The 14,056-nt window shown below is 52.9% G+C and carries 12 protein-coding genes; 10 read left to right on the forward strand and 2 right to left on the reverse strand.

Annotated elements, in window-relative coordinates:
* Positions 1–246 precede the first annotated feature (246 nt).
* The 3 genes from CRO33_RS20290 to CRO33_RS20300 are packed head-to-tail and all read left to right on the forward strand — an operon-like array spanning position 247 to position 4,033.
* Positions 247–975, forward strand: a complete 729-nt coding sequence (locus tag CRO33_RS20290; protein WP_058961952.1) for a gluconate 2-dehydrogenase subunit 3 family protein — start codon at positions 247–249, stop codon at positions 973–975.
* A complete protein-coding gene (locus CRO33_RS20295; protein WP_097119369.1) occupies positions 975–2,753 on the forward strand; it encodes a GMC family oxidoreductase in 1,779 nt (592 codons plus the stop codon). Before CRO33_RS20290 ends, CRO33_RS20295 begins: the two co-directional genes overlap by 1 nt.
* A gap of 11 nt (positions 2,754–2,764) precedes the next feature.
* Positions 2,765–4,033, forward strand: a complete 1,269-nt coding sequence (locus CRO33_RS20300) for a c-type cytochrome (RefSeq protein ID WP_441339655.1) — start codon at positions 2,765–2,767, stop codon at positions 4,031–4,033.
* Between the two features lie 59 nt (positions 4,034–4,092).
* Here the strand turns inward: CRO33_RS20300 and ompX are convergent, their stop codons facing one another.
* Positions 4,093–4,605, reverse strand: a complete 513-nt coding sequence (gene ompX, locus CRO33_RS20305; RefSeq protein WP_045834179.1) for an outer membrane protein OmpX — start codon at positions 4,603–4,605, stop codon at positions 4,093–4,095.
* 406 nt (positions 4,606–5,011) lie between these two features.
* Between ompX and rhtA the strand changes: the two genes are divergently transcribed.
* The 6 genes from rhtA (at position 5,012) to ybiO (ending at position 11,620) form a co-directional block, all read left to right on the forward strand.
* Positions 5,012–5,893: a threonine/homoserine exporter RhtA gene (rhtA, locus tag CRO33_RS20310; protein WP_409566134.1), complete on the forward strand. Its 882-nt coding sequence runs from the start codon at positions 5,012–5,014 to the stop codon at positions 5,891–5,893.
* Positions 5,894–6,188: 295 nt separating this feature from the next.
* Positions 6,189–6,692, forward strand: a complete 504-nt coding sequence (gene dps, locus CRO33_RS20315) for a DNA starvation/stationary phase protection protein Dps (protein WP_038647945.1) — start codon at positions 6,189–6,191, stop codon at positions 6,690–6,692.
* A gap of 320 nt (positions 6,693–7,012) precedes the next feature.
* The gene (gene glnH / locus CRO33_RS20320; protein ID WP_038647947.1) at positions 7,013–7,759 is read left to right on the forward strand and encodes a glutamine ABC transporter substrate-binding protein GlnH; all 747 of its coding nucleotides are present in this window, start codon (positions 7,013–7,015) and stop codon (positions 7,757–7,759) included.
* A gap of 85 nt (positions 7,760–7,844) precedes the next feature.
* Positions 7,845–8,504: a glutamine ABC transporter permease GlnP gene (glnP, locus tag CRO33_RS20325; protein ID WP_038647949.1), complete on the forward strand. Its 660-nt coding sequence runs from the start codon at positions 7,845–7,847 to the stop codon at positions 8,502–8,504.
* Entirely contained in the window at positions 8,501–9,223 is a 723-nt protein-coding gene (gene glnQ / locus CRO33_RS20330; RefSeq protein WP_038647952.1) for a glutamine ABC transporter ATP-binding protein GlnQ, read from the forward strand. The genes glnP and glnQ overlap by 4 nt, the downstream gene beginning before the upstream one ends.
* 162 nt (positions 9,224–9,385) lie before the next feature.
* Positions 9,386–11,620 carry a mechanosensitive channel protein gene (ybiO, locus tag CRO33_RS20335; RefSeq protein WP_255253302.1) on the forward strand — a complete coding sequence of 745 codons (2,235 nt, stop codon included), beginning with the start codon at positions 9,386–9,388 and terminating at the stop codon, positions 11,618–11,620.
* A gap of 96 nt (positions 11,621–11,716) precedes the next feature.
* Here the strand turns inward: ybiO and rlmF are convergent, their stop codons facing one another.
* On the reverse strand, positions 11,717–12,643 hold the full coding sequence (gene rlmF, locus CRO33_RS20340; RefSeq protein ID WP_058961945.1) for a 23S rRNA (adenine(1618)-N(6))-methyltransferase RlmF: 927 nt from the start codon (positions 12,641–12,643) through the stop codon (positions 11,717–11,719).
* Positions 12,644–12,877: 234 nt separating this feature from the next.
* Between rlmF and CRO33_RS20345 the strand changes: the two genes are divergently transcribed.
* Positions 12,878–13,507: a flavin reductase family protein gene (locus CRO33_RS20345; protein ID WP_034820918.1), complete on the forward strand. Its 630-nt coding sequence runs from the start codon at positions 12,878–12,880 to the stop codon at positions 13,505–13,507.
* Positions 13,508–14,056: the final 549 nt, after the last annotated feature.

The following is a 14,056-nucleotide window of genomic DNA, read 5'->3' on the forward strand; positions in this document are numbered from 1 at the left end:
CATTTTGTTACCTTTTTAGTCCTACTCTTTCTATTGTTATTGAACGAATTTCCGATCCCTGCGCTCACTGTGGCTGAATCGCTTCAGGCACTGACATAACTTTACCTTCAATAACGCTTAAACGATTAGGCTGCTAACTTTTAGCTTGCAACCTGTTGTGACGTCTGATTAATCTCCTCATAACAAAAAATTACATACTTATAACAAAATCAACCCAGGGTGGGTTTTTCGTAAGGAAGATTAGCAATGTCACTTAAAAAGCCTGAAGAGCAACCATCGGGCAGGAGACGATTTTTACAAAAATCGCTCTCGCTCATTCCCCTCGCCGCCGCAGCCAGTTCCGGTGTGGTGTCACTCTCCTCCCCCGCTGCCGACAAGCCGCAAGGCGTGTTATCCGACTATGTTCCCGCTTACTTCAACGATAAAGAGTGGAAATTTCTGCTCGCCGCGCTGGATCGCCTGATCCCTGCCGATGCCAACGGTCCTGGCGCCGTCAGTGAAGGTGTACAGGTGTTTATCGATAAGCAGATGGAATTGCCCTACGGCTATGGTCGCTTGTGGTACATGCAAGGCCCGTTCGCCGATTCGATTCCGGAAATGGGTTACCAATCCCATCTGGTGCCACGCGATACCTATCGGTTAGGCATCGCCTTAGCTGACCAGCACTGTCAGCAGCAGTACCAAAAAGATTTTTATCAACTGGAAACGGCGCAACAGGAAGAGGTTTTGCGTGCGCTGGAAGCCGACAAACTGCATAACGATGCCATTCACGGCAAGCTGTTTTTCGAGCAACTGCTGGAGAACACCAAAGAGGGTTATCTCGCCGATCCGATTCACGGCGGCAACCAAACGCTGGCCTCGTGGAAAATGATCGGTTTCCCCGGTGCACGTGCGGATTTCGTCGATACCGTACAGCAGCCTAATAAACCCTACCCTCTTGGCCCAGTCAGCATTTCCAGTAAAAGGAGCGTGTAATGGCGGCAGTAAAAAAAGCGCCCGTCGATGTGGTCATCGTCGGGTTCGGCTGGACCGGTTCGCTCATGGCGATGGAACTGGCCAGTTCTGGTTTGAATATTGTGGCACTGGAGCGCGGCGAAAATCGCGATACCTACCCCGACTTCTCCTATCCGCGTATTGCCGATGAACTGACTTACGGCATTCGTTTAAAACTGTTCCAAAATGCCTCGAAAGAGACCGTGACGGTTCGTCACACTACGCAGGAAACCGCGCTGCCCTATCGCCGATTCGGTTCCTTCCTGCCCGGTGATGGTGTGGGCGGTGCCGGTACCCACTGGAACGGTCAGCTGTGGCGTCCGCTGGAAGCGGACTTAAAAATGCGCAGCACAGTCATCGAAAAATACGGTGCTGACTTCATTCCTAAAGACATGACGGTGCAGGATTACCCCTTCTCTTATGCCGAGATGGAGCCCTACTTCGATAAGTTTGAGAAAATTTGCGGCGCGGCCGGTCAGGTCGGTAACCTCAACGGTGAAACCGTCGAAGGCGGTAACCCGTTCGAATCTCCGCGTAAAAATGGCTATCCCACCAAGCCGTTAAAAACGCTGTATGCCGGCGAATTATTCTCTAAAGCCGCAAAGCAACTGGGCTATCACCCCTTTGAGTGCCCTGCAGCCAACACCACCGAACCCTGGACCAACCCTTACAACGTGCAACTTGGCGTGTGTAACTACTGCGGTTATTGCGAACGCTTCGGCTGTTTCAACTACTCCAAAGGCTCCCCGCAAAGCTGTGTTATCCCTGCTCTGAAGCCGTTTAGTAACTTTGAGTTGCGCACGCAGGCGCACGTGATTCGTGTCAATACCGACAGCAGCGGTAAAAAAGCCACTGGCGTCACCTATATCGATGCGCAAGGTAATGAAGTCGAGCAACCGGCTGACCTGGTGATCCTCAGTGCCTTCCAGTTGCACAATGTGCGCTTACTGCTGTTGTCAAAAATCGGTAAGCCATACGATCCACAAACCGGTGACGGCGTGGTGGGCAGAAACTATGCCTACCAGATGACCGGCGGTATCAAGCTGTTCTATGACAACGACAATTGGTTCAATCCATTTGCCGCCACGGGTGCCACCTCCACCGTTATCGATGATTTCAATGCGGAAAACTTCGATCACAGCAAAGTCGGCTTCGTTGGCGGCGCCACGATATCTGCGGCCTTCTCCGGTGGACGTCCCATCCAGCAGATGGGCATCCCTAAAGATGCGCCGCGTTGGGGTTCCGGCTGGAAACAGGCCATCAAAGATAATTATCTGCACAACATGAACGTCGGCTCGTCAGGTTCAGTGATGCCGTATAAGCAGTGCTATCTCGACCTTGATCCTACGTACCGTGATATCTACGGCCAACCGTTGCTGCGTATGACCTTTGACTGGCAGCAGAATGAACTGAAGATGACCAACTTCATCAAAGATAAGGCCGAGGAGATCGTCAAGGTGATGAATCCTAAGCACTATGAAGTGGGCTTCAAAACCCTCAACAGCCATTACGATGTCCGCCCTTACCAATCAACGCACACTACCGGTGGTGCAGTGATGGGCGACGATCCGCGCACCAGCGTGGTGAACAAGTTCCTGCAAAGCTGGGATGTACCGAACGTATTCGTTACGGGCGCATGCTGCTTCCCGCAAAACCTGGCGTACAACCCAACCGGGATTGTCTGTGCCACCGCATTATTCGCGGCGGATGCGATTCGCAACCGCTATCTGGCTAACCCTGGTCCGCTGGTTCAGGCCTGATAAGGAGCGTTATAGTGAAATTTTCCGCACTCTTTTTCGCTCTCGGCGGCGCACTGATCAGCCACGCCGCATCGGCCGCGACCGATGCCTCGGTTAAGCAAGGCGAGTATCTGGCCAAAGCGGGCGATTGTGCCGCATGCCATACCGCAGCAGGTGGGCAACCTTTCGCCGGTGGGCTCAAAATGAGCACGCCGATTGGCGCCATATACTCCACCAACATTACGCCAGATAAAACGCACGGCATTGGCGACTACAGCTACGACGACTTCGTCAAAGCGGTACGTGGCGGTGTGGCGAAAGATGGCAGCTCGCTCTACCCCGCCATGCCGTTCCCGTCGTATGCCAAAATCAGCGACAGCGATATGCACGCGTTGTATGACTACTTTATGCAGGGTGTGAAACCGGTGAGTCAGGAAAATCGCAAAAGTGATATCCCCTGGCCGCTCAGCATGCGTTGGCCGCTGGCGTTTTGGCGCTGGACCTTTGCCGATGACCGCACTTACGCTCCTGTAGCCGGTCAATCGGCACAGTGGCAACGCGGTGCTTATCTGGTGCAGGGGCTTGGCCACTGTGGCTCATGCCATACGCCTCGTGGCATCGGCTTCCAGGAGAAAGCCATGGATCAGAACAGCAAAGGCTATCTGACCGGCGGCACGCTGGAAGGCTGGCATGCGCCAGATCTGACCGCCAGCCCGGCAGCGGGTTTGGGCAGTTGGTCTGAGCAAGATATCGCCACCTTCCTGAAAACCGGCGCGAATAAGCAAGGCGCTGCCTTTGGTTCGATGACGGATGTGATCGCGCACAGTACCCAGTATCTCAGTGATGAAGATCTGAATGCGATTGCCGTTTATCTGAAGTCTTTACCGGCTGCGGATAACACCGCTGCACCACAGGTCAGCGATGCGACGTCGCAAGCGCTGTTCAAAGGGGATGTCAGCCAGCCAGGTGCGCAGGTGTACGTGGATAACTGCGCTGCCTGCCATCGTACGGACGGTAAAGGCTATGCCAGTACCTTCCCGGCGCTGGCACACAATCCGGCCTTGTTGAGTGAAGACCCGTCATCAGTGATCAGTGTGATTCTGAAAGGCGGCCAGCGTGCGATTACGCAACAGGCGCCGACCGGTTTCACCATGCCAGATTTCGCCTGGCGCCTGGATGATCAGCAGGTCGCTGATGTCGCTAACTTTATTCGCAATGGATGGGGTAACAAAGCGGCGCCGGTAACGGCCGATCAGGTGAAGAAGATCCGCGCCACGCTTCCTCCCGCCCCGCAAAAGTAAGCATAAAAAAACGGCCCGTAAAGGGCCGTTTCTTGTGCAACTCTGGTCTAAGCAAAAACTTAGAAGCTGTAGCCTACGCCAGCAATCCAGGTGCCTACGTCTACGCTACGGATACGGCTCTGCTCGTAACCCACGTCAACTGCAACGTTCTGGATTGGGTTGAACTGCATGCCTGCGCCGTAAGAGAAGCCAACGTCGCTTGAATCAGTTTTGTACTGTGCAGCAGCGTCAGTTGCCTGGTATTTACCGTAACCGATACCCACAACGCCGTAGATGCTTGCCCAGTCGTTCAGACGGTAAGCAGGACCACCGGTGATGCCGTAGTACTGGCCTTTGTTGTAAACGCCAGCGTCAGTGCGGTCTTTCTCGGTGTAGGTGAAAGAACCGATCCAACCCAGTGGGTTAGTACCATCTTCGTAACGGTATTTCAGGTTGAAGCCGTTTGCTTTGTTAGCAACGCCCTGATAATCGCTCTGCGCGTAACCAGCAGAAACGGTGCTCTGCGCCATGGCTGAACCTGCTGAAACTGCCAGTACACAAGCCAGTGCTGAAAGACATGCAATTTTTTTCATAAACCACCTCAAATGTGAATATACTTCTCTCCTGACAACGCTGAAAATATAACAAAAATTAGTAAGAAACTCTGCCCGCTATTTGTTGTCTAACAGATTGTTTGGTGTAACAGAAAGTTAATGAAGTTTCCTATGTCATTCATTTTACTTATAAAAAGCGTCATCTTTCTGCAAGAATATTTCGGGCTGCAAATAATGCCTTTAAGGATATTCCTAAACTAACCTGACATTTCTTTACTTAAATGGCCCGAAAAACGGTTATTTTCCAGGCGGTCACTGCATTTATTTTCCCTCTTACACTCCTCCTTATTTCCTGAAGATTCCTTTACACTGACGTTTTGTTGCTGTGTTGTTAATCACTACAGGATTGAATTACAGGATGTCTACGCCTCTGACGAACACCAGAATGGCCCCGGTTTTGTTCCCGATTGCCGTGCTACTGATTGCTATGCTCTCGCTTCAGGGCGGTGCTTCCCTGGCAAAATCGCTGTTCCCCAGCGTGGGGGCGCCGGGCATCACCGCACTGCGCCTCGGATTGGGCACCCTGATTTTGTGCGTCATCTTTAAGCCGTGGCGTTTACGATTTACCTCTGCACAGCGCAAACCGCTCTTAATCTACGGTCTGGCCCTGGGTTGTATGAACTATCTCTTCTATTTATCCATTCGCACCGTGCCGCTGGGCGTTGCCGTTGGCCTGGAGTTTCTCGGCCCTTTGACCCTGGCATTGGCCGGTGCGCGCCGTCCGCTCGATTTCCTTTGGGTGCTTCTGGCGGTCACCGGTTTGTGGTTTCTGCTGCCGATTGGTGATGGCATCAGCCATATCGATCCGCTGGGTGCGCTGTTAGCAGTGGGGGCCGGTGCCTGCTGGGCGGTCTATATTCTGGCAGGGCAACGCGCCGGTGCGGAACATGGTCCAGCAACCGTTGCCATGGGATCGTTGATTGCCTCGGTGATCTTTGTTCCGCTTGGATTAACCTTTGCGGCACCCGGCATCTGGCACTGGGAAATTCTGCCCCTGGCGCTGATTATCGCCCTGCTCTCCAGTGCGATTCCTTATTCACTGGAGATGATGGCCCTGACCCGTCTGCCCGCTCGCATTTTTGGCACGCTGATGAGCCTGGAACCCGCGATGGCAGCGCTTTCAGGGATGTTGTTCCTCGGAGAATTGCTGACGCTGAAGCAGTGGATCGCGCTGCTGGCCATTATTGCCGCTTCAGCGGGTTCGACCCTCACCATGAAACAGAAGAGTGCCAAAATAAGCGAAGTGGATATTAATAATCCGCAATAAATAATGCCAAATTCAGCCTGTTAAGCTGCAGGCTGAATATATAAGCATTCTCATTCTCTTTTTTCTCATCACCGCCTTCACTTTTGTTATTATTTTGCAACATCATTGATAAGTAATTAACACATAACATAATTCATTGATATAAATGAAAAATAAATAAAACGCTCAAATCCCGCACAACATTAAGGTTTATCTATTCCTGTCATCGGTTTAAACAATCCGGCACAGCCAAAAACTACTGCTATACTTATTCCCGTGCTTGATTAGGACAACCATCAATTAGAGGATATTAATGATGAGTACCGCAAAACTGGTTAAAACTAAATCGTCTGATCTCATTTACACCCGTAATGATGTTGCTGATAGCGATAAGAAAGCGACCATCGAGGTGCTCAACCGTCTGGTAGTGGAGTTTATTGATCTGTCACTGATCACTAAGCAGGCGCATTGGAATATGCGCGGCGCCAACTTTATCGGTGTGCATGAAATGCTGGATGGCTTCCGTACTGCCATCACCGATCATCAGGACACCATTGCAGAGCGTGTTGTACAGCTCGGCGGCGTGGCGCTGGGTACCACTCAGATCGTCAACGACAAGACGCCATTAAAAAGCTATCCGCTCAACATCCATACCGTTCAGGATCACCTGAAAGCGCTGGCCGATCGTTACGCGATTGTCGCGAACGACACGCGTAAGGCCATCAGTGAAGTCAGTGATGAAGATACCGCTGATATTTTCACGGCGGCATCGCGTGATTTGGATAAATTCCTGTGGTTTATCGAATCCAACATCGAATAATCCACGTTACAGCGAAGGCGGGTTATCCCGCCTTTTTTTATGTCTGTAACATTTTGGTGCTTTTTTTGACGTCGTTAACAAAATCTTAATCCTGCCTTTCCCTTGCTAAGCCCTTGGTGCACACTGTGCCTGCACCACAACAGCACGACGCACTATTTTGGTGATCCATATTAGTGCAGACTTTTCGACTATAGCAAAATCGCTTCAGCCAGGCCCTGCATCCTGCTGATTTCGACCAAAATGAAAAGTTGGCATAATTTTTTCATATGAATAGCCGTACATCAGGCCATCAGGTCTGAAGGGTAATAAGGAAAATAATGATGAAGTCTTTGATTAAAGTCTCCGTGGCCGCGCTGGCGCTGGCCTTCTCGCTTTCTTCCACTGCAGCAGATAAGAAACTGGTTGTTGCGACCGACACCGCTTTCGTTCCTTTTGAATTCAAACAGGGTAACGAATATGTTGGTTTCGACATCGACCTGTGGGCCGCTATCGCCAAAGAACTAAAGCTGGACTACACCCTGAAGCCAATGGATTTCAGCGGCATTATCCCAGCACTGCAAACCAAAAACGTTGACGTGGCTCTGGCCGGTATCACCATTACCGACGAGCGCAAAAAGGCTATCGACTTCTCTGACGGCTACTACAAAAGTGGTCTGTTGGTGATGGTGCGTGAGAACGAAAACAACATCAAAGGCATCGACGATCTGAACGGCAAAGTGGTTGCGGTGAAGAGCGGTACCGGTTCTGTTGATTACGCGAAAGCGCACATCAAGTCTAAAGATCTGCGTCAGTTCCCGAACATCGACAACGCTTACATGGAGTTGGGTACCAACCGTGCTGACGCCGTGCTGCACGATACGCCAAACATCTTGTACTTCATTCACACCGCCGGTAAAGGTCGCTTCAAAGCGGTTGGCGAGTCTATCGAAGCTCAGCAGTATGGTATCGCCCTGCCTAAAGGCAGCGATGAACTGCGTAACCAGATTAATGGCGCGCTGAAAACCCTGCGCGACAACGGCACTTACAACACAATTTATAAAAAATGGTTCGGCAGCGAGCCAAAATAATTCCGGCCTAAGCCGATTTTTCCAGCAGGGAGCTTAGTCTCCCTGCTTTTTACATTTCCATTGCAACAGATTTTGGAGTTACACCATGGAGTTTGACTGGAGCGTCATTTGGCCAGCCCTGCCGATTTTGATCGAAGGCGCCAAAATGACCCTGATAATTTCCGTACTCGGCTTAATTGGCGGGTTAATCATTGGTTTAGTCGCCGGTTTCGCGCGCGCGTACGGCGGATGGATCGCCAATAATATCGCGCTGGTGTTTATCGAGCTGATCCGCGGTACGCCAATCGTGGTGCAGGTGATGTTTATTTACTTCGCCTTGCCGATGGCCTTCCCGGACCTGCGTATCGATCCGTTTACCGCCGCCGTGGTCACCATCATGATTAACTCCGGTGCCTATATCGCGGAAATCACGCGTGGTGCCGTGCTGTCGATCAACAAAGGCTTCCGTGAAGCAGGTCTGGCGCTGGGTCTTTCCCGCCGTGAAACCCTGCGTTACGTCATCATGCCGTTGGCATTGCGTCGTATGCTGCCACCGCTCGGTAACCAGTGGATCGTGAGTATAAAAGATACCTCGCTGTTTATCGTGATCGGCGTGGCGGAACTGACCCGTCAGGGCCAGGAAATCATCGCCGGAAACTTCCGCGCGCTGGAGATCTGGAGTGCCGTTGCCATTATCTATTTGGTTATTACGTTGGTGTTGAGCTTTGTACTGCGCCGTATTGAGAAGAAGGTGAAAATCCTGTGATTGAATTTAAAAACGTCTCTAAAAACTTCGGCCAGACCAAAGTCCTGCATGACATCAACCTGAAGATCAATCAGGGTGAAGTGGTAGTAATTATCGGGCCATCAGGCTCAGGTAAATCTACCCTGCTGCGCTGCATCAACAAGCTGGAAGAGATCACCACCGGTGACCTGATCGTTGATGGCATGAAAGTTAACGATCCTAAGGTCGATGAACGCCTGATTCGCCAGGAAGCTGGCATGGTATTCCAGCAGTTCCATCTGTTCCCGCAGATGAGTGCGCTGGATAACGTGGCTTTCGGCCCGATTCGCGTGCGCGGTGCGAAGAAAGACGATGCACAGAAACTGGCACGTGAACTGCTGGGTAAAGTCGGCCTTGCCGAGCGTGCGCACCACTTCCCAGCTGAACTGTCCGGTGGTCAGCAGCAGCGTGTAGCCATCGCTCGTGCGCTGGCGGTGAAACCGAAGATGATGCTGTTTGATGAGCCAACCTCTGCACTCGATCCAGAACTGCGCCATGAAGTGCTCAAGGTGATGCAGGATCTGGCCGAAGAAGGCATGACGATGGTCATCGTAACGCACGAAGTGGGCTTTGCTCAGAAAGTGGCTTCGCGCCTGATCTTCATTGATAAAGGCACCATCGCGGAAGATGGCAACCCGGATGAGTTGATCACCAACCCACCGAGCGATCGTCTGCGCGAGTTCCTGCAGCACGTGTCATAAATGACGAGGCGGCTGTAAAGCCGCCTCTTCTTCCGTAAAGAAATTTCCTTTCAGAATCTTCACCTTCCATCGCTGACTATACTTTTTCTCTTGTGCAGTTGTGCGTTGCTCAACGAGAAGGTCATGTCGTTTGCCCGCCCATCATGGTGCCTGACCATATGGATGCTGATCTGTCTGTTACTCGTTCCCACCGCAAACGCGGTCAATCTACCGCAGGCCGCCGTCGCCGCTCAGCAAACGTCAACGCCCGCTTCCAGCACCACCGCTGCAGGTGAACCTACGCTCGAAGATAAAAAAGCCGCTTATGCCGCGCTGGCCAATATTCTGGAGAATAACGATTCGCGTCAGGAACTGATCGATCAACTTCGTCAGGCCGCCACCAGCAAAGCCAATAATGAACAGCCGGTATTGGCTCCGCCGCAGGCCGATCAGGAAGATCCCACGGTACTGGAGAGCGTCACCAACGTCACACGCGAATACGGAGGAGCCGTTGCCTCGCAGTTTGTCCGTTTGCACGACAACATCGTTAACGCACCGCACAAATCGTTTAATCAGCAAACCTTCTTCAATGCCCTGAAGTATTTCGCCGGGCTCGCCGCTGCCGTTTTTGCTTTCTACTGGTTCACGCGGCTGTTGATGTATCCCGTGTGGCAGCGCATGGGCCGATGGGGGCGCAATCATAATCTGGATCGCACCAAGTGGCTGCATCTTCCTGCCACCATTATCGTCGCCTTTCTTCTCGACTTAGTGCTTCTGGCGCTGACGCTGTTTGTTGGTCAGATTATCAGTGACAACTACCACAACAATAACCGCACCATTGCCTATCAGCAGGGGCTATTCCTCAATGCCTTCGCGTTGATTGAGTTTTTCAAAGCGGTGTTGCGATTGATATTCTGCCCACGCTTCCCCACCCTGCGCTTCTTTCATCTTTCCGATGTGCGTGCCGCTTACTGGAACACACGTCTTAGCTGGCTCAGCGGCATCATCGGTTATGGCTTACTGGTGGTGGTGCCGATTGTCGGCAATCAGGTGAATATGCAAATCGCTGCGATGGTGAATGTGTTGATCATGTGCATCATGACTGGCTGGGCGCTGTGGCTGATTTTCCGCAATCGACGCAACATCCACGACGAGTTGTCGCGTTTGGCCGATCGCAGTATGAGCTTCTTTGCCTTGTTTATCCGCGCCTTCGGTATGGTGTGGCATTGGCTGGCGAGTGCCTACTTTATCGCGCTGTTCCTGTTCTCGATCTTCAATCCGGGTGACAGTCTGAAGTTTATGATGTCGGCCACGGTGCGCAGCATGGCGATTATTGTTATCGCCGCGCTGATTTCCGGCATGCTAACGCGCTGGATTGGCAAAACGCTGACGCTGTCGCCGGATCTGCGCCGTAACTATCCGGAACTGCAAAAACGCGTCAATGATTGGGTCAAAGCGCTGCTAAAACTGGCGCGTGTGATCACCGTGTTCGCCACGCTATTGCTGCTGCTCAACGCCTGGAATCTGTTTGATCTCTGGCACTGGCTCACGCTGGGAGCCGGGCAGAAAATGGTGGATGTGCTGATTCGTATCGTGATGATTTTGCTGCTCTCCGCCATCGGCTGGACGCTGCTGGCCAGCCTGATCGAAAGCCGTCTGGCTTCGGATTCACACGGAAGGCCGATGCCCAGCGCACGTACGCGCACCTTACTGACGCTATTCCGTAATGCGCTGGCGGTGGTGATCAGCACCATCACCATTATGATTCTGCTGTCAGAAGTGGGTGTTAACATCGCGCCGCTGCTGGCGGGTGCCGGGGCGCTCGGCCTGGCGGTGTCGTTCGGTTCGCAAACACTGGTGAAGGATATTATCACCGGTATCTTTATTCAGTTTGAGAACGGCATGAATACCGGCGATTTGGTGACCATTGGCCCGATCACCGGCACGGTGGAGCGCATGTCAATTCGCTCCGTCGGCGTGCGTCAGGATACCGGCGCATATCACATCATTCCGTGGTCTTCGATTACCACTTTCGCCAACTTTGTGCGCGGTATTGGCTCGTTTGTCGCCAACTATGATGTAGACCGCAATGAAGACACCGAGCGTGTGAATACGACCTTGCAGGCAGCGGTGAAGGAGTTGCTGGAGAATCCGGATATTCGCGGCATGGTGATTGGCGAACCGAGTTTTTCCGGACTGGTGGGCCTGACCAACCAGTCCTTTACCGTGCGTGTGTCGTTCACCACCCAACCGCTGAAGCAGTGGACAGTGCGTTTTGCGCTGGATGACAAGGTGAAGAAGCATTTTGATGCCGCAGGGATTAAAGCGCCGCATCAGACGGTGGAAGTGATGCAGACCGGCAACGATGTGGGTTCCGCGGCCACGCTGGCAGCACTGCCGCCGCCCAATCCATCGTAGACTCGCCCAGGGAGCGGAACTGGGCTGCCAGATTCGCTCCCGCATTTTGGGCTAAGCTCGCCCCTGTATCCTGACGGATAAGGGCAAACGGTGGGTTCAGCGCGCGAAGCGTTTAGTGCGCGCGGCTGGCGGCAGGAATGTCCAGGCGATAAAGCGGCTCTGTTTCTGCCCCTGTGCCATCTCGATGATGCGCACTTCCTCAACCTCGAGATCGCGCAACTGATCGCGCAACGCAGGCAGGTTCTCTTTGCGCGAAACCAGTGAGGTAAACCAGACAATACGATCGGCATAAGCCACGCTTTCATCGATCATCTTACCCACGAACTGGCGCTCGCCGCCCTCGCACCACAGTTCCTTGTGTTGACCGCCAAAGTTAAGCGGTGCATCTTTGCCTAAGCCCAGATTTCGCGTTTTGCGCTGACCGACCATCGCCGCTTCCTGCGCCGAACCGTGGAACGGTGGATTACACAGCACCGCATGATAGCGTTCATTTTTGTGCACCACACCGGCGAAAATGGCGGACTCGTCTTTCTGACGACGCAGACGCACGCCGCGCTGCAAGCCGGGATTGCTCGCGACAATCTGGTTTGCCGCCGTGATGGCTTCCGCCGTAATATCGGTGCCGGTAAAGCGCCAGCCGTACTCCGCATGCCCGATCAATGGATAAATAAGATTGGCCCCGCAACCGATATCCATCACATCGACATCGCGTGGCACTTTGCCGCCGTTGTCACTGGCCAGCAAATCTGCGAGCGCATGCACATAGTCAGCACGGCCCGGTACGGGTGGCGTCAGGTAGCCTTCCGGTAGTTGCCAGTTCAGGTTATAAAACAGCTTAATCAGCGCCTGATTGAGTAGCATTACCGCTTCAGGATCGGCAAAATCCACCGACAACTCGCCGTAGCCATTTGGACGGACTTTCACCGCCAGCGGCGGATGAGCCGCGGTCAGAGCAGCAAAATCATAACGGCCCTGATGGCGATTACGGGGATGGAATGGCGAGGTGGCGGTTGGCTTGTTCATAGGTTCTCCGGATAGTAGCGCGGGCGTAAGATACGCTGGATGGCGGCATCGCACAATCCGCTTACACGATTATCTGTATTGCATTTAAACCTGATATCCCAAAATTGAGTCCAAAATAATTCGTGCTGCAGCAAGCTGTCGTTATGGTCATCCGCTAGCGTTTCCTGATGATAGCGACAGGAATGCCATGACACCGTTGCGGTGCGAAGTTTAACAGACGAGCCAGGAGCGCTAATGCGACAACGTTATACTTATCAGCCAAGGAGCGGGCATGGTTTGCCACACGATCCGCTGAACGCTATTGTTGGTCCTCGCCCGATCGGCTGGGTGAGTTCGCTGAGCGCCAGTGGCCAGCGCAACCTGGCCCCGTACAGTTTCTTTAACTGCTTTAACTATCATCCGCCGATTATTGGTTTTGCCAGCAGCGGCTGGAAAGACAGTGTGCGCAATATCAGTGAAAGCAAAGAATTCGTCTGGAATCTGGCTACTCGCCCGCTCGCCGAAGCGATGAATGAAAGCTCGGCTTCTGTGCCGCCTGAACAAGATGAGTTCGCACTCGCGGGATTGACACCCATCGCTGCCTCGCACGTGAACGTCAGTATGGTGGCAGAGAGCCCGGTGAATTTTGAGTGCCGCCTGACTCAGCTGATTCGCCTGCAGGATGTGCAAGGCACTGAACTGGAGAGTTGGCTGGTGTTGGGTGAAGTGGTGGCAATTCATATTGATGAAGCGCTGCTGGAAGATGGCATTTATCAGACCGCCAAGGCACAGCCTATTCTGCGAGCCGGCGGCCCATCGGCGTATTACGGCATCAGTGAGGATTTGCGGTTTGATTTGGTGCGCCCGGATGCGCGCCGCGGTTAAATTGTGTGGGTTGGCGGTTGCGGTTGGACTGCGGGTTTGAATGCAGTTTGAAACACGAGTTTGGATTGCTGACTGAAATACGGGTTGGCTTAAAATCGAGTTAACGCTGGCTGGGGGCGCAGGGGGTCTAGCGTCCTCGCGCCGCTGACGCGGTTCCCTCACTTCGTTCGTCTGCCTCACGGAACGGCGGGGATGGCACATCCCTGTGCCGCCCCGCCTTTCGCCCGCGTCCTGCGGGCTATCCTGGCAGACTCACTCAGCTCGGCGCTGCGGATTGCCTGCCCCCCTGCGCCCCCAGCCTGCTCATAAACTTTCGTGCGTTTTGTTAAAGGCACTTTCATTCCCATAAGCTTCAGTGTGTTTATCACCAAGCTTATTTCTGTCCATAAGATTGAATTTGTGATGCTAATGAGAGCATCAGCCGACTCATAAACTTCAACCAGTAAGAACTCACATCGGCTCACAAACTTGAATGCGAGTTGAAAAATACCGCACAAGTGTTAGTGGCCGTAGCACCTCTGATGCTGCAAGGGCTATCCGCAACGCTGA

Source organism: Pantoea sp. GL120224-02 (assembly GCF_900215395.1).
GTDB classification, from domain to species: Bacteria; Pseudomonadota; Gammaproteobacteria; order Enterobacterales; family Enterobacteriaceae; genus Pantoea; species Pantoea communis.

Excerpts from the sequence above, each read along its gene's own strand:
- CRO33_RS20290 (WP_058961952.1), top strand. The coding sequence starts at position 247 with ATGTCACTTAAAAAGCCTGAAGAGCAACCATCGGGCAGGAGACGATTT.
- CRO33_RS20295 (WP_097119369.1), top strand. The coding sequence starts at position 975 with ATGGCGGCAGTAAAAAAAGCGCCCGTCGATGTGGTCATCGTCGGGTTC.
- ompX (WP_045834179.1), bottom strand. The coding sequence starts at position 4,605 with ATGAAAAAAATTGCATGTCTTTCAGCACTGGCTTGTGTACTGGCAGTT.
- rhtA (WP_409566134.1), top strand. The coding sequence starts at position 5,012 with ATGGCCCCGGTTTTGTTCCCGATTGCCGTGCTACTGATTGCTATGCTC.
- dps (WP_038647945.1), top strand. The coding sequence starts at position 6,189 with ATGAGTACCGCAAAACTGGTTAAAACTAAATCGTCTGATCTCATTTAC.
- glnH (WP_038647947.1), top strand. The coding sequence starts at position 7,013 with ATGAAGTCTTTGATTAAAGTCTCCGTGGCCGCGCTGGCGCTGGCCTTC.
- glnP (WP_038647949.1), top strand. The coding sequence starts at position 7,845 with ATGGAGTTTGACTGGAGCGTCATTTGGCCAGCCCTGCCGATTTTGATC.
- ybiO (WP_255253302.1), top strand. The coding sequence starts at position 9,386 with ATGCTGATCTGTCTGTTACTCGTTCCCACCGCAAACGCGGTCAATCTA.
- rlmF (WP_058961945.1), bottom strand. The coding sequence starts at position 12,643 with ATGAACAAGCCAACCGCCACCTCGCCATTCCATCCCCGTAATCGCCAT.
- CRO33_RS20345 (WP_034820918.1), top strand. The coding sequence starts at position 12,878 with ATGCGACAACGTTATACTTATCAGCCAAGGAGCGGGCATGGTTTGCCA.